Genomic DNA, 18,495 nt, shown 5'->3' with positions numbered 1-18,495 from the left:
TGATTCCGCCCGGCCCGAGGCGAACCTGGGCGGAGTCCGGCAGGGCAGCATTCGGACGGTGCCGACCGTGATCGACCTCGGATCCTAGACTGGCGCCATGACCGATGCCCTCGTCCTCATCGACCCCACCGCCTCGACCATCGAGCCCGCCGATCTGGCCGCCGCGCAGCTGCCCGTCACGGATCTCTCCGCCCACCGCGGCGACGGCATCTTCGAGACCGTGCTGGTCACCGCCTCGGCGAGCACACGGACCGTTGTGTCACGGGAACGCCACTTCGCGCGATTCTGCGCATCCGCCTCGGCGCTGGAGCTTCCCGAACCCGACCCCGATCTGTGGGATCGTGCGGTGGAGGCCGTGATCGCCGAGGTGGTCGCCGCCGATCCGTCGATCGTCGAGTTCGGTGTCCGCTATGCCATGTCCCGCGGCGGGCAGCCCGCCCAGGGACGATCGCCAGGCGTGGACTCGGAAGGCGTGAACTCGACCGGTGCGAACTCGAATAACGGGGGGCCGCAGCCGCGCGGGTGGGCATTCTCGGTGCCCGTGGACGAGACCATCAAACGGGCACGCGCCGAGGGAGTGTCCGCGGTCAGCCTCGATCGCGGGTACGACGCCTATATCGGCAGCAAGGCGCCGTGGCTGCTGATCGGCGCGAAGACCCTGTCCTATGCCGTCAATCAGGCGGCCAACCGCTATGCGAAGCAACGCGGGGCCGAGGAGGCGCTGTTCGTCTCCCACGACGGCATCGTCCTCGAAGGGCCGACCGCGAACATCGTCATCCGCCGAGGTGACCGCCTGCTCACACCGAGTCCGGAGGCCGGCCTGCTCTCGGGGACGACTCAGAGGCTGCTGTTCGATCATGCCTCGGCCCTGGGTCTGCAGGCGGAATACGCCGATCTTCGACTCGAGGACGTGAAGTCAGGGGACGGGGCATGGTTCGTCTCGTCGATGCGCACTGCCGCGGCGCTGATCGAACTCGACGGGAACCCGGTCGCCAACGACGAGGAGCTGACCGCGGCGTTCCAAAGCGTGATCAAGGCCGGGTGACCGGTCTGTCCGCGGTGGTCGTGCCCTCGTCTTTCGCCGAGGGCACGACCACCGCGAGGATCAGCCCGAGGATGCAGGCTCCGCATCCGAAGATCCACACGAACCAGAAGATGTCCGTGAGGACGGGGATGAATCCGAGGATGAAGCCGAGCGCGCCGAAGACGAAGAGACCGGTGACGACCGGGACCTTCCACTTCTTCAACATGCTGCGACTCTCTTCGGAGGGGTGTGCTGTTGTTCAAAACTATCCGGCAGACGGCGGACGCACATCCCACGAAAGTATGAAATCCTCACACTTTCTTCAGCGCGAGCGATCGAGCATCTCCTGCGTTAGTGTGGTCTCGTACGAACCACACCCGGGCGGCAGACGTCGCGCGGACGCAGTCTGAGGAAAGGACACGAGCATGGGAAAGCTCGCTTGGCAGATCATCGGCGTCGGAGCGCCAATCATTGCGGCCTTCGCGGCTCGTAAGACCCTCACCTTCGCTTGGGAGAAGTCGACCAAGCGCCCTGCCCCGTCGAACCCCGTCGATGACGATATCTCGATGTCCGAGGCACTGGCCTGGACGATCGTCTCGGGCGTCGGCGTCGCCGTCGCCCAGCTCGTCGTCCAGCGCATCGCCGCCAACACCGTGCGCAACAGCTTCGGCGACGAGGCCCTGCCGAAGAAGTTCCGCAAGCAGATCGAAGAGGGCGTCGACTGATCATTCAGTCGCAGCGGCAGTTCTTTCAGCCGTAGAGGCGGTCAAAGACGGCCGACAGATCAGCCACGTCGATCTGTCCCGGCGCGGAGGCCTCACCGAGCTGCGCGAACGTTGCGCAGCCGCCGAAGTCTCCGCCCATGATCCGACTCGTGCGTCCCAGTTCGCCCATCGCGATCCCGAGCACGGGGCACTCGAGCGCCGCATCGGCCTCGGCGGTGGCACGAAGCACGTCGGCAACCTCGGCGAGCGAGGTCGGCATCATCGCGATCTTCGCGACGTCGGCACCTGCGGCCGCCATCTCCGCGAACTTCGCCAACAGGGTCTCGACGGGATCGGTGCCGGCGAAGTTGTGGTGAGAGGCGACCACGGGCACGCCGTTCTCGTGTGCGACCACGATGATCTCTGAAGCGCCGAGGCGGTCGATCTCGACATCGACGGCGACCGCCGCGGGCAGCTTCGTCAGCAGGGTCCGCAGAACCTCGGCGTAGACGTCCTCACCGATCGGCCCGGCTCCCCCTTCGAACCCCGAGCGGAGAGTGACCAGAACCGGCAGCCCTGCCGCGGTCGCCGACGGCGCCGAGGACAGGACTGCCTCGGCGAGGTCGGCAGCGCCCGCGGCTGCAGCCTCCTCCCGACCCGATGTCTCCTCCCGATCCGCCGCTTCTTTCCGTCCCGAAGCCGCGGCGCCGATATGCGCGAGCAGCGGATCGATCCGCCATTCGATGACTTCGGCGAACCCCGTGGCGGCGATCGCACGGCACCGCTGTTCCAGCTCGCCGAGCTCGATCGCCTGGACGGGAACGATGATGGCCGGACGGGTGCGTCCGACCTCGGTCGTCGCGGACGCCTCGGCGCGGGTTCGGTCGCCTGCGACATGATTGAGGAACGGCAATTGCTTCATGATCCTAGGGTAGGGGCCGATGACGAATACGAGCGAAGGGGAACAGCAGGTGGAATCCGGAGAATCTTCGACGATCACCGCGCGGGACGGATTTGAGCTGGCGATACAGGTCGGCGGGCCGGCCGAGGCTCCCGCTCTGCTCCTGCTTCCCGGTCAGGCGAACTCGCACAAGTGGTGGGACGGACTGCGCGAGGACTTCGAACCGGAGTTTCGCACCGTGACCTTCGACTACCGCGGCACCGGCGGGAGTCGCGGTGAGTTGGGTGAGCTGTCGACCGCCAGCTTTGCCGCAGACGCCGCCGAGGTGCTCGACCACCTGGGCATCGCGAGCGCGGCCGTCTACGGCACCTCGATGGGCGGTCGGGTCGCACAGATGCTCGCCCTCGACTTCCCTGATCGCGTCAGCGCCCTGGTGCTCGCGTGCACGACTCCGGGCGGTCCGCATTCGGTCAAACGCCCCCGCAGGGTCGGCCAGTCCCTCGCCAGACTGCAGGGCAAGGAGCACACCCGGTTCCTCTACGGCCTCTTCTACACTCCCGACTGGTCGGTCGCACCGCGGTACAGCAAGCTCCTCGGCGATGACACCATGTCGACTCAGGAGTCGGCCGCCCATCTGCGCATCAGCGCCAACCACAACGCCTGGGACCGGCTGTCGGAGATCAACGCACCGACCCTGATCATCCACGGCGATGAGGATCGGATGAATCCGGTGGACAACGCAGCGCTCCTGCACAAACGCATCCCCGGTTCCCAGGTCCGCATCTTCCCCGGTGGGCGACACGGATTCTTCGAGGAATTCGCCGAGGAGGTCACCCCCGAGATCCTCGCGTTCCTCGCGGCCGCGTCCTGAGGTTCGTTCCCGTTCCACACGGACGTTCATCTCAGCGCGCTCCACTAGCCTCCGACAAATGTGATCACATATAGTTGTGCCGTCCATCACATTCACCGACGCAGCGCTGCGTCGACGAGAACCGAACGGAGAACGCGGACAGAGATTCCCGCGGGCAGGCGCGCCGATTTCACCCACGAGCGCGGAAGACAAGAGACGTTTCCGGATCATTCGAAATCACTGGGTAACAAAATGGATAAGGGAACATCTACCTGCCCCAACTACTGTTTATAACAATCAAGTAACGTACAGACTCGCATCGTCGCAGGTCAGAGGCATCGTCAAGCTCGCCACTCCGCATTATCGGCACAAAATTCCGATCGAAAACCCTGAATAAAACTACAATGGGGGATGAGATATCCGTGTGCGGTGAGGCGAGTGAACGATCGAACCATTCGGATTGACCGCCGCCGTATCGCAAAGCGGGGGTGAAGCCTCTCGTTCTTGCGGAGAGTCAAGAATGCAAGGAGGAAACACGTGAGCGTTGTCAAAGCATCAAACGTTTACAAGGTCTTCGGCAAGCGTCAGAACGAGGTCGTCAAACGACTCGAGGCCGGCGAAGACCGAGACGATCTGACCAAGCTCGGCACAGCCGCGGTCATCGACGCGAGTTTCGAAGTCGAAGCCGGAGAGATCTTCGTGGTCATGGGCCTGTCCGGGTCGGGAAAGTCCACACTCATCCGCACGCTCAACGGCCTCTGGACGACGACATCCGGGTCCGTCGAGGTGTTGGGCACCGATATCGCCAAGATCGACGCAGCCGCCCTCCGCAAGGTGCGGAGCGAACACATCTCGATGGTCTTCCAGCACTTCGCCCTCCTCCCCCACCGCACCGTCCGCGACAACGCGGCGTATGCCCTGGAGATCCGCGGAACCGCGAAAGCCGAACGGGACAAGTCCGCCGATCGTTGGCTCAAGGCCGTCGGCCTGGACGGCTGGGGAGACAAGTATCCCGGACAGCTCTCCGGCGGCATGCAGCAGCGCGTGGGTCTCGCCCGCGCTCTCGCCGCAGAGACCGACATCCTCCTCATGGACGAAGCGTTCTCCGCGCTCGACCCGCTGATCCGACGCGAGATGCAGGAACAGCTCGTCGAGCTGCAGTCGGAGCTGCAGAAGACCATCATCTTCATCACTCACGATCTCAATGAGGCCATGTTCCTCGGCGACCGCATCGCAGTCATGCGCAATGGCCGCATCGTCCAGGTCGGCACCCCCGAGGAGATCCTCACCGATCCGGCCAACGACTATGTGGCGCAGTTCGTCCACGACGTCGACCGTGCCCGCGTGCTCACCGCGAGCAATGTGATGGAGAAGGCCAGGCAGGTCGTGACCACACAGAATGGTCCCCGCGTCGCCCTACGCAGCATGCGCGAAAGCAATTCCTCAGCGGTCTACGTTACCGACCGGAACCGGAAGTTCCTCGGAGTCGTCAACGACCGCGACTGCATAGATCACCTCCGCAAGGGCGCGACCACCCTGGACGAGATCATCACAGAAGTGGGACAGCCGGCATCACCGGAGGATCTGCTCATCGAACTGTTCCTGCCCACCTCGGAGTCGCCTCTGCCTGTGCCGGTGACGAACGAGGAGGGCCAGCTCGTCGGAGTCGTTCCGCGCGCAACACTGCTGGCGGCCCTGGGCAACCAGAACGGGAATGAGGATCAGGACAGGGAACAGACCACCCAGGACTGGCCGGAGCCGGTCGGCTCGGGAGTCATCGATCAGGTTCTTGCCGAAACAGATGATGCCGCCGGGGTCGAAGCCGCGGGCGGAAGGGGTGAGCGCTGATGGAGAACATCAGAATTCCCGTCGGAGCATGGGTCGACACTCTCTTCGACTGGCTCAAGGACAACATCTCCTGGTTCTTCGACTTCATCACACTGCTCTTCAACTTCCTCATCGACACCCTCACCGAGGTCCTCGTCGATCTTCACCCGCTGGTCATCATGATCATCCTGGCGCTGCTCGGCTGGGTCTTCCGCTCATGGCAGATGGCCATCGGCACCCTGGTCACCCTGTTCTTCATTCTGACGATGGATCAATGGGTGGCCTCGATGCAGACCCTGGCACTGATCATCATCGCCGCGGTCATCGCGATCATCATCGCGATCCCCGTCGGCATCCTGGCCGCCAGAAACGACACGGCCTCGACCATCATCAAACCCATCCTCGACTTCATGCAGACGATGCCGGCGTTCGTCTACCTCATCCCTGCCGTGACCTTCTTCAGCATCGGCGTGGTGCCCGGTCTCGTCTCGACCGTCATCTTCGCCCTGCCGCCGGGAGTGCGATTCACCGAGCTCGGCATCCGCGGAGTCGACGCTGAGACGGTTGAAGCCGGACAGTCATTCGGTGCCACACCGGGCCAGATCCTGCGGGGAGTCCAGCTGCCGCTGGCCACGCCGACGATCATGGCCGGCATCAACCAGGTCATCATGCTCGCTCTGGCCATGGCCGTCATCGCCGGCATCGTCGGCGCCGACGGACTGGGCAAGAACGTCGTCGAGGCCGTCGCCACCCAGAATCTGCCGCTCGGCGTCGAGGCCGGCCTCGGCGTCGTCATCATCGCCGTCTACCTCGATCGCGTGACCGCGGCCCTGGGCAACGCCAAGGACTATCCGCACTCACTGGTCGCCAAGATGCGCACTCGCAGCGCCAAGGCCAAGGCGGCTTCCGCTGCCGCGGCCACGGACGCGGCCGGAGCCTCGGACGCGAACGCGGACGCCTGAGAGTCCAGAGCCCCACAGACAGAAGCTGTCGAATACAACAGAAAAGGAACACACAATGAAGAAAAGATTCCTCACCCCGATCGTCGCTGCTGCGGCGGCTCTTGGCCTCGCCCTGACCGGTTGTTCGCAAGAAGCCTCCAGCGATGAGGGCAGCGGCGGAGACAAGGGCGACATCACGCTCGGCTACGTCACCGGCTGGACCGATGGGCAGAGCATCTCGCTGCTGCTCGAGGATCAGCTCGGCAAGATGGGCTACAACGTCGAGACCAAGACGTTCAGCGAGGCCGCCGTCCTCTACGCCGGCGTCGCCAACGGTGACGTCGACATGTACCCCTCGTCGTGGCCGGAGGTCACGCACAAGCAGTACATCGACGAGTACGGCGACGACCTCGAAGACCTCGGGGCCTACTACGACAACGCCGTGCTCACCATCGCCGTGCCGAAGTACATGGACGAGGTCAACTCCATCGAAGACCTCAAGGGCAAGGGCGGTGACTTCGACGGCAAGATCATCGGCATCGAGCCGGGCGCCGGTCTGACCAAGGCCACCAAGGAGATGATTCCGGAATACGGTCTCGACGGGGAGTATGAACTCGTCACGTCGTCGACCGCCGCCATGCTCACCGAGCTCGGCAACGCCACCGACGCCGAGAAGGACATCGTCGTCACCCTGTGGCGTCCGTTCTGGGCGAACAACTCCTATCCCGTCAAGGACCTGGAGGACCCGAAGGGTGCGATGGGCGATCCCGAGAAGCTTCACTTCACGGCCACCAAGGGCTTCGGTGAAGAGTTCTCGGAAGCTGCCGACTATGTCAGCAAGATCAAACTCGATGATGCTCAGTACGGTGACCTCGAGGACCTCGTCGTTAATAAGCACAAGGACGACGGAGAGGCCGCCATCGCCGAATGGCTCAAGGCCAATCCCGATGCCTACGACGGTGAACTCGCCGACGAGGACAAGTGATTCGAGCTCTCTGAGCTCGACACTCATTCTCTGACGCACCTGCAGTCCCTCCACCCCGCAGCCGCGCGGGTGGAGGGACTGCCGCATTCACGCCCGAGCTCACTCCTCGACTCGGGCGACTTCGGCAAGGTCTCCGAGGTGGCCCGTACCGTGCTGACGACGCTCGCAGACTCCGTCGCCCACGGAGAGACCCTCACCTACGGTCAGCTCGCCGACCGCAGCGGCACCGGAATTCCCGCCCGTGCCGTGGGCGGCATCATGGGTCTCAACCCGATCCCGATCATCGTGCCCTGCCACCGCGTGGTCGCAGGAGACGGGCTCGGCGGTTATTCGGGCGGTCGACCGGGTCACGGCCTCGCAACCAAACGCTGGTTGCTCGAATGGGAAGACGCACTGCCCCAGCCATTGTTCTGAGCCCGGTTCTGAACCCAGCTCCAGGCTTCACACCCATCTTTGCCCGAATCACTGGAACTCGCGGGAGGACTGTGGTTATATGGCTGTACAAGAATTTGTGATCACAAACGTGATCGCCGTTTCGGAACTCCTCCGGGAGCTCGAGTCAGGACCAACGATGGCCCGATTCGATCGAGCGGCCAGTTATACCAAAGAGGAATGAACAATGAAGTCACGTACTCTCGCCACGATGATCGCCGCCTGTGCTGCTCTCGGCCTGGCACTGTCCGGCTGCTCACAGGAGGCCAGCAAGGACTCGGGCTCCGACAGTGAGAAGGGAACGATCACCATCGGCTACATCTCCTCGTGGTCGGACAGCCTGAGCACCGCCTTCCTGCTCGAGGACCAGTTCGAGAAGCAGGGATACGGCGTTGAAATGGAGGCGATGTCCGAAGCCGCGATCCTCTACGCCGGTGTCGCGAACGGAGATGTCGACATCTATCCCTCGGCATGGCCGGAGCGCACCCACAAGCAGTACATGGATGAGTACGGCGACGACATCGAGGACATCAGCACCTACTTCGACCAAGCGAGGAACACCATCGTCGTGCCCTCCTACGTCGACATCGACTCGATGGACGAACTGACCGACAACGCTGCGAAGTTCGACGGCAAGATCATCGGCATCGAACCCGGCGCCGGACTGACCAAGGTGACGAAGGATTCGATGATGCCGGCCTACGGCCTGGACAAGGACTTCGAACTCGTCACCTCCTCGACTCCTGCGATGCTCACCGAACTGAGCAATGCGATCGATGCGAAGGAAGACATCGTCGTCGCCCTGTGGCGACCGTTCTGGGCGAACAACACCTACGACGTCAAAGATCTCGAGGACCCGAAGAACGCGATGGGCGACCCGGAGGGCATGCACTTCCTCGGCACAAAGGGCTTCGGCGAAGAGTTCCCCGAGGCCACCGAGCTGATCAAGGGGATCAAGCTCGATGACAAGCAGTACGGCGACCTCGAGAACCTCATCGTCAACGAATACGAAGAAGGCCAGGAAGGCGATGCGGTCGATCAGTGGCTCAAGGACAACCCCGAGGCCTTCGGCACCGAACTCACGGACTGACCAGACCCGGCACGCTCATCCTTCGAACAGGCTCTGACCGATGTATTCGCCTTCCTCGATGCCCGGTGGGATCGCCCACACCGTCGACCCGATCGGCGTCGTCCAGGTGTTGAGCAGGTCCACCTCGGCGAGGCGGCGCTGGATCGGCAGGAACTGCCGATCGATGTCGGCCTGGAAGGACGCGAACAGCAGCCCGGACTCCTCCCCCGCCCCCGTCTCGTAGTTGAAGGTCCGCCGGTGGATCTGCACCTCTGGACCCAAACCGTCACGAGCGCGGGCCACGTGCGAGGCCGCGGAGATCTTCGTCAGCCCGCGTTTGTCCACGGCCGAGAAGTCCGGCGGATCGAACTCGTCCCCGCCCGAGAGCGGAGCTCCCGTGTCGAGCGTTCGGCCGACCGAGAACTCCCGCCCCGGGCGGTCCGCCTCATCCCAGGTCTCGAGGTTCATTGCGATGTCCCGGAGCACCAGGGTGGTGCCTCCGCGCATCCACTCGGGCAGATGCGCGCCGAGGTCGGCCGGAGGTTCGCCGCGTGCGGAGAACCGCGCATCGGCCCGCCCGGTTCCCTGCCCCCAGATGATGCGGGCGAAGTCCTCGGACCCGGGGCCCGGATTCGCGGTCCCGTCTAGCTGGCCGAACAGGTTCCGCTGCGTCTGCCCTTCCCCCTCACTGCCGTAGGATCGACGGAACCCGTCTCGCTGCCAGGCCACCTCGGCGAATGCCCGTGAGTCCTTGAACAGCATCCTGCGGGCATGGGCCAAGGTCAGCGGGTCGTCCCCGCAGATCTGCAGGAGCAGGTCCCCTTCGCACAGCTTGGTCTCGAGATCGTCGATGCGGAATTTCTCGAGCGGACCCAACCAGTCGGGCACTCGGTCCTTGCCCGCGAGGGCGACGAGCCTGCGACCGAAGCCGAAGGTGACCGTCAGCCGCGCCGGATCTCGGGCGAGCTCGGGTTCGGAGTCGGCCAGCGGTGCGGTCCCCTGAGTCAGCGCCGCGGCATCCGCGGTGAGCAGACGCAGCCAGCGGACCGCCTCGGCGGCCTTGGTTCCGGGTCTGAGGCGCAGCGCGAAGAAGTGCGCATAGGCCTGGGCCGGGGTTTCCACCCCGGCCTGGTGAGTGCCGTAGAAGGGTTCGAGAACGGGCCCGTTGGCCCCGGTGAGATCCCGCCGAGGCGGTGCCGGGGCTTCTGCGGCACGACCTCGGCCGATCCCGAAGCCGGCCACCGCTCCGATGACACCGGTGCCCCCGGCCGCAGCCGCCGAGGCGATGAGCCGCCGGCGGCTGAAGCCGAAGGGGCACCCGGCCGCAGATCCTTCATCGGCAGCCGGGTCCTGCCCCTCCTCGTGCGGATCAGTGGTCACCGTGATCCATGTCCTCGTGGCCCATGTCTGCGTGGTCCATGTCGTCGTGGTCCATGTCGTCGTGGCTCATGTCGCCTTCGTCTTCGCTCTCGTCATCGGCGTTCCCCTCCGCCTCGTCCGGGGCGTAGTTCTCTTTGGCTCCGGAGTACTCCTTCGCGACAGCGGTGACGTCGACGCTCTGATCATCGGCGGTGACGAGTTCGACGGAGATCTCCTCGCCGGCCTTGATCGGCTTCTTCAACCTCATGAGCATGATGTGGTCGCCGCCCGGTTCGAAGGTCACGCTCTGGCCGGCGGGGATGGCCACACCGCCCTTCTTCTCCCGCATCGTCGTCGCTCCCGAATCGTCCTCGACGGTTTCGTGGAGCTGGACCATATCGGCGTCAGGGTACTTCGCCTCGACGAGCGTGATGTCTTTGTCCGTGTTGTTCTTCAGCGTCCCGAAGACCGAGGTCATGCCGTCGTCGGCGGCCTTGACCCACGCGTCGTCGAGGCTGAGGGCGGCGGCGTCGACCTCGGAGTTCGCCTCGGCGGCGGATTCGGTGGTGGCGGATTCTTGGGCTTGGCTCTGGCTCTGCCCACAGCCGACGAGGCCGATGAGCACGGCCAGGGGCACGGCGGTGGCGAGGGTGATGTTCTTTCGCATTGTCGTCTGCACTTTCGGTTCTCGGTGCAGTCGAGCAGGGCTCAGGGCAACGGGCCCGCAGCGACGCAATGTCGCGACACGGTCGGTGGCCCGGGCACGGCTCCATGCGGCTGCCCACGGGCAGCCGGGATGCGCTCGACTGTCACCAGATGATTGGTGGTCCGGCGGGGTTCGCCGCCGGTGATGGAGGTGTGTCAGACGAGCGCGGGCGGGCCGCGACGATAGTTCGGGCCGGTGACGGCGGAGGTGATCGCCTGCGGCAGCCGGAACTCACCGCGTGCGGCACGGGCCGGGAACTCGGCCAGGGTGCCGGCCGCCTCGGCGAGGGCCTGGATTGCGGTCGCCACGGGACCGAGCGCGAGCTGCAGGATGGTGAGGACGATGTCCTCACCACGCTTGAGGATGACCGCGGTGACGAGGACGGCGGCGATGTGGGCCAGCAGCATGCCGAGGTCTGCACCTGCGCCTCCGGACATGGAAGCTCCGGCTCCGTGGGCCCCGTGCGAATGTGCCATCGTGCCCGCGTGGCTGAGATCGAGCGTTCCCGCCTCGTGGCCGAGGTGCTGATGAGCATGGGACTGTGCAAGCGCGGATCCGGACGACGGCTGGCCGGAACCGTTCGCCGAGGCTGACTGTGCGGTGCCCATGGCACCGAACCAGCCCATGGACAGGTGCATGAGCGCCTGGCCGAGGCCGAGGATGACCACCAGCGAGAGATAGCCGAGGCGACGGCCGGCGAAGATCATCGCGGCCCAGAGGACGAGGATGAAGACGAGGGCCACACCGGTCGGGGCGACGACTCCGCCCGCCCCGAGGTGCATGAGCACAGCCAGAAGAGTCGTGATGAGCGCGGCGAAGAGCGCCCGCACGGACTTGTTCCACCCGGTCATCGGCCCTCCTTCCGGCTCAGCTCCCAGCTCTCACTCACATTCTACTCATCGTAGAACCAGTTGGGCACCCAACTCAGGTCAGGCGCCGCGGCTCACATTCGCAGCCAGGTGTCGGCGGTCTTCTTGACCATCGCACCGGCGTCCTCGGCGGCACCCATCCAGTCGACCGGTTCGCCCTCGGGGTCGGTGACCGAATCGGAGAGGACGATGACGTCGAAGTTGCACACGATGGCGGCCATCGCCGAGGCGTAGACGGCCCCGGGCGCATCATCGGCACCGGCGAAGACGATGCGGTCGACGGCCATATCATGCAGACCGGCGGCCAGGTCGCCGACGCCTTCGAAGATGTCGGGGTTGTCCGAGCGGAGCACGAGGTCTTCCTCGTCGGGGACGAAGATGCTCAGCTCCTCGTCCTCGGTCTCGGCGAGGTCCTCCTTCGTCGAGACGAAGATCAGCACCCCTCCGACCGCGCGGGTGCGAGTGACGATGTCGCCGAGGATCTCCATGGCGTCATCGCTGGGATAGCTGGCGTCGTCGGTGTCGATGAGGAGCAGGGCATCCATGGTCCTATCGTGCCACGTTCGGCACCAGAGCGCGCAAATCGCACAGTGCTCAGCCGGGGATCCACGATTCGCGGATGCTCAGGTCTGTCTCGAGGAGCAGGAACTCGGCCGGCATTCCCACTGCCAGGAGTTCATCGTCGTCCTCGGCGGCGAGTCCGAGCGACCGCAGCGGAGTCAGGCTCGCGGCCCGCACGGCGTCGAACGGGCTGAGCCCCACCTCGATGACGGCACGCCTCACGGCATCGTCCATGGTCAGAGTGGATCCGGCGATCGATCCGACGGTGCCATCAGCGGCGACGAGCCGGGCCACGGAGTCCTCGACCTGGACAGGCAGGGAACCGAGCATATAGCGCCCGTCGTCCATCCCGGTCGCGGCCATCGCATCGGTGATGAGCGCGATCCGACCCGGCGCAAGATTCGCGAGCATGCGCGCGGCCGGGGTCGCGACGTGCACCCCGTCGTTGATGAGTTCGAGGGTTACCTGGCCTGCGTCGATTGCCGCGAGGACCGGTCCCGGAGCGCGGTGGTGGATGCCGGGCATCGCGTTGAACGCGTGCGTGAGGATGGTCGCTCCCGCGTCGAAGGCTTCCGCGGCCTGCGCGTAGTCCGCCGCCGTGTGCCCGATGGCCACCCGCACTCCCGCCGAGGTGAACCGGCCGATCGTCTCGATCGCTCCGGGGAGTTCGGGGGCGAGGGTGACCTGCACGAGCGTTCCGTCCGCAGCAGAGAGGATCCGTTCGACCGCCTCCGGGGTGGGGGCGGTGAGGACTTCGGGGGCGTGAGCGCCCTTGAAATCCGGGGACAGGAACGGGCCTTCGGCGTGGAGGCCGAGGATCCCCGGGGCAGATCGCGCGGCTTCGGCTCCTGCTGACAGAGAGAGGCAGAGTCCGTCGATCGTGTCCGAGACGAAGGAGAGGGCGAGCGCCCGGGTGCCGTGCGCCCGGTGAACGGCGAGGATCTCGGCGAGGCCCGGAGCATCGGCGGTGGACGCGGCATCGGCGGTGCCTGCCATGAGGTCTTCAGCGCTCACGCCGCCGGCACCGTGGCAGTGGAGATCGACATAGGCCGGGGCGAGGTATCCGCCGTTGCCGTCGACGATCTGCACAGTCGCCGAGGTGCTCAGCTGCTTCCAACCGGGACCGCGCCCGCGGGCGACGACGACTCCCCCGGCCGCGGCGATCCATCCCTCGCCCGAGTCGGCGTCCGCGACCGACGCTGAGGCGCGCTCCGTCGGTGCTGTGGCGCGCTCTGTCGGTGCTGAGGCGCGCTCTGTCGGGGCCGTGGCGTCCGCTGTTGCCGGAGCGGCCGACGCGCTGTCGAGGATGACCACGTCGTGGACGATCACCTCGGCGGGGGTCTGCCGGTCCATCACCTCGGCGGGGGGCTTCGCGTCCGTCATTGCCCGCTCCCGGTCTGGGCGAGCTCCAAGTCGAAGCCCGCTTCGGTCAGCTCCCTGCGGGCATCCTCGCCGAGGTTGTCGTCGGTGATGATCGCCTCGAACACCTCGGTGCCGCCGACGGAGGCGAAGGAGCGGTGACCGTACTTCGAGGAGTCGGCGACGACGATGGCGTGCTCGGCGCGTTCGGCCATGAGCCGATTGACGAAGGCCTCGTCCTCGTTCGCGGTCATGCAGCCGGCGGTCGCGGAGATCGCGTGCACACCGACGAAGGCGAGGTCGAGCCAGATGCTGCGCAGCACCGCGTCGACGAAGGCGCCGACGAGTTCGAAGCTCGAGGCGTTGATCACCCCACCGCAGACGATGACCTTGAGACCGGGGTGGATGGCGAGTTTGTTCGCGATGTCCACGGCATTGGTGACGATCGTGAGGTCGGCGAGCAGGTCATCACGTTGGCTGAGGGCGTCGGCGACCATGAATGTCGTGGTTCCCCCGGAGAGGCCGATGACCGATCCGGGGGTGATCCGGTCGACGGCGGCGCGGGCGATCGCCGCCTTGGCCTCGGTTGCAGCCGCCTCCTTGTAGCGCAGCGAGAGATCGTAGTCGACGGCCCGCCGGGTGGCGCCGCCGTGGGTGCGTTCGACGAGGCGGCGCTGTTCGAGCAGATCGAGGTCGCGGCGGATCGTCGCCACGGACACCTCGAGTTCCCGGCTGAGCGCATCCACCCCGACCGAACCGGTCCGGTCGAGGCGCGACAGGATCGCATCGAGGCGGTCTTCACGCATGTTCATAAGCCAACTTTCAGTCCTCGTCGTCCGCTTTGGCAAACCCGTCTCCCGACAGCATGGTCAGTCTCCCGACAGCACGGTCAGCAGGCGGGCGACCTCGGCGGCGAAGGCGTCCCGCGCCGGCCCCAGGTATCTCCGGGAGTCGACGAGCTCGGGTCGGGCGTCAAGGCTCGCCCGCACCGAGGCGGTGAAGACCTTGTTGAGATGGGTGGAGATGTTGATCTTGGCCATTCCCGCTTCGACCGCACGGGCGATCTCTGCATCCGCAACCCCGGAGGATCCGTGGAGCACGAGGGGTATAGCGAGAGCGTCGGCCAGTAGTTCGATGAGGGCGAGGTCGAGTCGGCTGGTGCGTTCGACCATGGCGTGGGAGCTGCCCACGGCGACAGCGAGGGCATCGATTCCGGTGCGCTCGACGAAACGTCGCGCCTCATCCGGGTCGGTGCGCACCCCCGGGGCATGGGCACCGTCCTTGCCGCCGATCTCTCCGAGTTCGGCCTCGACGCCGATGCCGCAGGCATGGGCACGGCGGACCACCTCGGCGGTGGTGGCGCAGTTGGCGTCGAAGTCGAGGTGGGCACCGTCATACATGACCGAGTCGAAGCCGAGTTCGATGGCCTCGTCGACGAGTTCGGTATCGGTGGCGTGGTCGAGGTGGACGGCGATCGGGACGTTCGCGGAGCCGGCGATGGCCTGGGTGGCCCGGGCGATGGGGGCCAACCGGCCGTGATAGCGCACGCAGTTCTCGGAGATCTGCATGATCGCGGGCAGGCCCGCCTGTTCCGCACCGGCCGCGATGGCCTCGGCGGATTCGAGATGGATGACGTTGAAGGCGCCGACCGCGGCGGGCCCGGTGTGTGCGGTGTGCTTGGTGTGCGCAGTGGACATGGTGTGTGCGGTGTGCATGGTGTCGCGCAGCAGGTCGATCGTCGTCGCTCGGGTCATGCTCGGCCCTTCAGTGTGTTGTGGGAGTCGGTGTTCGCCGAGGAGGTGATGTCGGTTGGGGCGATGGGGCTTGCCTGGAAGCTGAGGACGACGTCATCACGCAGTCGGCCCCAGCTCGGGTGGATCTGCCCGGCCTGCGGCATGAGGACCGCCGCCGCCGAGATCGCCACCGAATCGGTGAGGAGAGCTTCGATCTCGTCCTCGCGAAGTCGCTCCGTGACTGCTGGGCGTCGCGAGCCTGAGAACCGACCAGCTTCTGCGGGTCCTCCGGAGCTCGGCCGGTCGGCCAACCACCGGGCCAATGCTGCGACGGCGGCATCTCCGGCTCCGGTGGGGTTGCCGCGCAGGGCTCGGCCCAGACGTGCCCACAGCCGAACCCCCAAGTCGTCGACGAAGACCATGCCTTCGCTGCCGAAGGAGACGAGGGCTGTGCCGGCTCCGGCCCGGATCAGTTCGTCGGCTCCAGCACTGATCAGCTCGTTGGCCCCGGCCTGGATCAGCTTGTCGGCCCCAGCGATCTCGGCGAGTTCCTCACTGTTCGGCTTCACCCAGTCCGATCCCGCCCGGGCCGCCAGATGCAGTCCCGGCCCGGAGGTGTCGACGATGACGGTGGCGCCTTGCTCATGGGCCGCGGCGATGACTCGGTCGTGGAAACCGGCGGGCAGATCCGCCGGGGTGGATCCGGAGATGACAAGCACTTTCACCGCGGGCTCGCTCATCCGCCGGAGGATGCCCGCTTCGAGCTCGGCCCAGACCTCGGCGGGATGCGCGTGGGCGTGCTCGTTGAGCACGGTCGCTCGTCCCGAGTCCTCGACGATGGCGTAGCTGCGGCGCAGCGGGGACTCGGTGTCCGTGAGGTCCCAGAGCAGACCACCGTGATCGGTCCGCTCGGTCGACGCCGTATTGCCGGCGGGCGAATCTGCGGCGGGCGAATCGGCGGCATGCCTGTCCGCACTCTTGGGCCAGTGCTCGCGAGCAACCGGCCCTTGGACGTAGACACCGCAGCCCAGTTCGGCGAGGACTCGGGCGACGTTGATGCCTTTGCCCCCGAGGCGCGCGTTCGCGGCCGCGATCCTCTGCGAGGAGCCGAGCTCAAGCTGCCCGGTGGCCAGGGTGAGATCGAGTGCCGGGCTGAGCGTGACGGACACGATCCGGGGCGGTTCGCCACTGGCCACCGGCTCGCTGCCGGCCGCCGCATCGTTGCCGGCCGCTTCCTGCCCCGCGCTCATAACGAATCCCGGGTCAGCAGCCCCGCGCCGATGAGTCCGGCGGCGGAGCCGAGTCGGGCACGACGGATCCTCGGCACCCGGTGGAATCCCAGCCGGGAGCGCATCGCGGTCTCGACGCCGTCGAGGAGTCCGGCGGCACCGCTCAGGCCTCCGCCGAAGACGATGGCCTGCGGGGCGATGACCGCGACGATCTGGGCACACATCGCACCGAGGGCCTCGACCGCCTCGGCGAGTACCGCCTGTGCGATCGGATCGCCTGCCTGCGCGGCCTCGAGAACCGCGAGGGAACCGGTGACGTCTCTTCCCGACCGCTCGGCGTAGCGACGCGAGATCGCGGCGGCCGAGGCGATGTGCTCGGCCGGACCGCGAAAGAGCCCGTCGGCGGTCTCGACGGCAACCTCGGTGAAGCCGACCTCGCCGGCATAGCCCCCGGCGGAGACGATCCTGCCGTCGATGCGGACGGCCGCGGCGATCCCCGTGCCCAGGGTGAGTATCACGGCATCAGGTGGCATCGCCTCGGCGAGGTCGAACTCCGCCCGCCCGGCCGCACGCACATCGTGGCCCACGGTGACTTCGATGCTCAGGCGCTCGGTGAGCAGGGCACGCAGCGGCGCATCCTGCCACCCGAGGTTCGCCGAGTGGATTCCGGTCCCCGTGGCCTCATCGACGATGCCGGGGACGACCACGGCCGCCGAGGTGACGGCGGTGTGGGCGAAGGCGTCCCGCAGTCGGGCGACGGCGTCGATGACCTCAGCGCCGTCGGTTCCGGCGCAGGTGGGGGTCGGTGCGGTGCGGGCATCGGCGATCCTGCCGCTCGAGTCGATGAGGGCCGCCTTGAGTCCGGTGCCGCCCACGTCCACGGCGAGCGCGACAGGTCCCGGGCCGAGGTCCACTCCCTCGGCCACGGCGAGGATCTCGTCCCGTGTGGTCATCCCCCGAGGACGACCGACCGGGTCAGCGAGCGCGGATTGTCCGGATCGACGCCGAGGCGGCGGGCCCGGATGAGGGCGAGCGCGTGGAGACGGACGAGCTCGGCCAGAGGGTCACGGTCCGCGTGTTCGAAGCGGGCACCGGTGGCCTCGACCTGCTCCTGCAGTCCGGCCGGCGCTTCCCCGAACTGCCAGCTCACGCGGCCGGGTGCGGCGATGGCGATGGGGCCGTGACGGTACTCCATCGAGGAATACGATTCGGTCCAGGCCTGCGCGGATTCGCGCATCTTCAGCGCCGCTTCGTTGGCCAGCCCCCAGGTCCAGCCACGGCCGAGGAAGCTGAACTGCTCGGCGGTGAGCAGCTCCTCATCGAGGATGGACTCATCGGCCGCGGTGAAGTCCTCGGCGATGCCGGCGAGCACCTGACCGGCGTCGGCGATGGCCTCGGTGAGCTGCTCGCCCAGGCCCAGCCAGGAGCGCATCGCGACGATCACAGAGGTGGAGAAACGGGTCTGGACGACCGATTGCTCGTCAGCGAAGTCGAGTTCGACGACATGGGTCGAGCGCTGCCCGATCGGGGTGTCGGCCACCCCGAGGATGGAGGTCACCGGGACCTTCGCGCCGGCAGGATCGGACGACCCGGCAGAGCCCGCGGCGCCGGCTCCGGACTTCTGCGAACGCAGTCGGTCGAGCGCCTCGGCGACCTCCGTGGTGGTGCCGGAGCGGGAGATCGTGACGATCCGGTCGTAGCTGCGTGCGGCGGGGAATTCGCTGGCGGTGAAGGCGTCGGTCTCGCCCTGGCCGAGCGTCTCGCGCAGGGAGGCGAAGACCTGCGCACCGAACCAGGAGGACCCGCAGCCGATGACGGCGATGCGTTCGCCGTTCTGAGGCAGCGCCGAGACGGGAACCGCGACCTCGAGGGTCCGCTCCCAGGTCTCGGGCTGACTGCGCAGCTCTTCTTCCATGAATCGGCCGAGCGTCATGACCAATCATTCT

20 protein-coding genes are annotated in these 18,495 nt (G+C 66.5%); 8 read left to right on the top strand and 12 right to left on the bottom strand.

Annotated elements, in window-relative coordinates; all coding sequences use genetic code 11:
• The first annotated feature begins 97 nt into the window (after window positions 1-97).
• Complete coding sequence (locus tag ACH82I_RS12640; RefSeq protein WP_413333046.1) at window positions 98-1,045, top strand: aminotransferase class IV; 948 nt, start codon at window positions 98-100, stop codon at window positions 1,043-1,045.
• On the opposite strand, the gene ACH82I_RS12635 is transcribed toward ACH82I_RS12640, so the two are convergent.
• Window positions 1,032-1,250, bottom strand: coding sequence for a hypothetical protein (locus ACH82I_RS12635; RefSeq protein WP_413333044.1), 219 nt, complete (start codon window positions 1,248-1,250; stop codon window positions 1,032-1,034). The two genes, ACH82I_RS12640 and ACH82I_RS12635, sit on opposite strands and share 14 nt — an antisense overlap.
• Before the next feature lie 199 nt (window positions 1,251-1,449).
• On the opposite strand from ACH82I_RS12635, the gene ACH82I_RS12630 reads away from it, so the two are divergent.
• Entirely contained in the window at window positions 1,450-1,749 is a 300-nt protein-coding gene (locus tag ACH82I_RS12630; RefSeq protein ID WP_230746248.1) for a DUF4235 domain-containing protein, read from the top strand.
• Window positions 1,750-1,774: 25 nt separating this feature from the next.
• Here the strand turns inward: ACH82I_RS12630 and ACH82I_RS12625 are convergent, their stop codons facing one another.
• Window positions 1,775-2,650, bottom strand: coding sequence for a type I 3-dehydroquinate dehydratase (locus ACH82I_RS12625; protein ID WP_413333042.1), 876 nt, complete (start codon window positions 2,648-2,650; stop codon window positions 1,775-1,777).
• Window positions 2,651-2,669: 19 nt separating this feature from the next.
• Between ACH82I_RS12625 and ACH82I_RS12620 the strand changes: the two genes are divergently transcribed.
• From ACH82I_RS12620 to ACH82I_RS12595, 6 genes are all read left to right on the top strand, one after another.
• Entirely contained in the window at window positions 2,670-3,500 is an 831-nt protein-coding gene (locus ACH82I_RS12620) for an alpha/beta fold hydrolase (protein WP_413333040.1), read from the top strand.
• A gap of 516 nt (window positions 3,501-4,016) precedes the next feature.
• The gene (locus ACH82I_RS12615; protein WP_230746255.1) at window positions 4,017-5,327 is read left to right on the top strand and encodes a quaternary amine ABC transporter ATP-binding protein; all 1,311 of its coding nucleotides are present in this window, start codon (window positions 4,017-4,019) and stop codon (window positions 5,325-5,327) included.
• Window positions 5,327-6,268, top strand: a complete 942-nt coding sequence (locus ACH82I_RS12610; protein ID WP_413333037.1) for an ABC transporter permease — start codon at window positions 5,327-5,329, stop codon at window positions 6,266-6,268. Before ACH82I_RS12615 ends, ACH82I_RS12610 begins: the two co-directional genes overlap by 1 nt.
• 55 nt (window positions 6,269-6,323) lie before the next feature.
• Window positions 6,324-7,232 (top strand): glycine betaine ABC transporter substrate-binding protein, encoded by a 909-nt coding sequence (locus ACH82I_RS12605; protein WP_413333035.1) that lies wholly within the window; start codon window positions 6,324-6,326, stop codon window positions 7,230-7,232.
• Between the two features lie 69 nt (window positions 7,233-7,301).
• Complete coding sequence (locus ACH82I_RS12600; protein ID WP_413333033.1) at window positions 7,302-7,646, top strand: MGMT family protein; 345 nt, start codon at window positions 7,302-7,304, stop codon at window positions 7,644-7,646.
• Window positions 7,647-7,851: 205 nt separating this feature from the next.
• On the top strand, window positions 7,852-8,754 hold the full coding sequence (locus ACH82I_RS12595; RefSeq protein WP_413333031.1) for a glycine betaine ABC transporter substrate-binding protein: 903 nt from the start codon (window positions 7,852-7,854) through the stop codon (window positions 8,752-8,754).
• A gap of 15 nt (window positions 8,755-8,769) precedes the next feature.
• Here ACH82I_RS12595 and ACH82I_RS12590 read toward each other — a convergent pair whose 3' ends face one another.
• From ACH82I_RS12590 to ACH82I_RS12545, 10 genes are all read right to left on the bottom strand, one after another.
• Entirely contained in the window at window positions 8,770-10,119 is a 1,350-nt protein-coding gene (locus tag ACH82I_RS12590; protein ID WP_413336760.1) for a Dyp-type peroxidase, read from the bottom strand.
• Window positions 10,103-10,759, bottom strand: coding sequence for a copper chaperone PCu(A)C (locus ACH82I_RS12585; protein WP_413333029.1), 657 nt, complete (start codon window positions 10,757-10,759; stop codon window positions 10,103-10,105). Before ACH82I_RS12585 ends, ACH82I_RS12590 begins: the two co-directional genes overlap by 17 nt.
• A 194-nt stretch (window positions 10,760-10,953) precedes the next feature.
• Window positions 10,954-11,649 carry a hypothetical protein gene (locus tag ACH82I_RS12580; protein WP_230746266.1) on the bottom strand — a complete coding sequence of 232 codons (696 nt, stop codon included), beginning with the start codon at window positions 11,647-11,649 and terminating at the stop codon, window positions 10,954-10,956.
• 92 nt (window positions 11,650-11,741) lie between these two features.
• A complete protein-coding gene (locus ACH82I_RS12575; protein WP_413333027.1) occupies window positions 11,742-12,212 on the bottom strand; it encodes a hypothetical protein in 471 nt (156 codons plus the stop codon).
• Between the two features lie 49 nt (window positions 12,213-12,261).
• A complete protein-coding gene (locus ACH82I_RS12570) occupies window positions 12,262-13,611 on the bottom strand; it encodes an N-acetylglucosamine-6-phosphate deacetylase (protein WP_413333025.1) in 1,350 nt (449 codons plus the stop codon).
• Window positions 13,608-14,399, bottom strand: coding sequence for a DeoR/GlpR family DNA-binding transcription regulator (locus ACH82I_RS12565; RefSeq protein WP_413333023.1), 792 nt, complete (start codon window positions 14,397-14,399; stop codon window positions 13,608-13,610). The genes ACH82I_RS12570 and ACH82I_RS12565 overlap by 4 nt, the downstream gene beginning before the upstream one ends.
• A gap of 57 nt (window positions 14,400-14,456) precedes the next feature.
• A complete protein-coding gene (locus ACH82I_RS12560; protein WP_413336759.1) occupies window positions 14,457-15,284 on the bottom strand; it encodes a class II fructose-bisphosphate aldolase in 828 nt (275 codons plus the stop codon).
• A 53-nt stretch (window positions 15,285-15,337) separates the two neighbouring features.
• Window positions 15,338-16,570, bottom strand: coding sequence for a PfkB family carbohydrate kinase (locus tag ACH82I_RS12555; protein WP_413333022.1), 1,233 nt, complete (start codon window positions 16,568-16,570; stop codon window positions 15,338-15,340).
• Entirely contained in the window at window positions 16,567-17,502 is a 936-nt protein-coding gene (locus tag ACH82I_RS12550; protein WP_413333020.1) for an ROK family protein, read from the bottom strand. The genes ACH82I_RS12555 and ACH82I_RS12550 overlap by 4 nt, the downstream gene beginning before the upstream one ends.
• Entirely contained in the window at window positions 17,499-18,482 is a 984-nt protein-coding gene (locus tag ACH82I_RS12545) for an SIS domain-containing protein (protein ID WP_413333018.1), read from the bottom strand. Before ACH82I_RS12545 ends, ACH82I_RS12550 begins: the two co-directional genes overlap by 4 nt.
• Window positions 18,483-18,495 lie beyond the last annotated feature (13 nt).

It is taken from the genome of Brevibacterium sp. GP-SGM9 (assembly GCF_047300845.1).
Classification (GTDB): domain Bacteria; phylum Actinomycetota; class Actinomycetes; order Actinomycetales; family Brevibacteriaceae; genus Brevibacterium.
The sequence above is the reverse complement of the archived record's forward strand: the minus strand, read 5'-3'. Positions and strand labels throughout refer to the sequence as shown.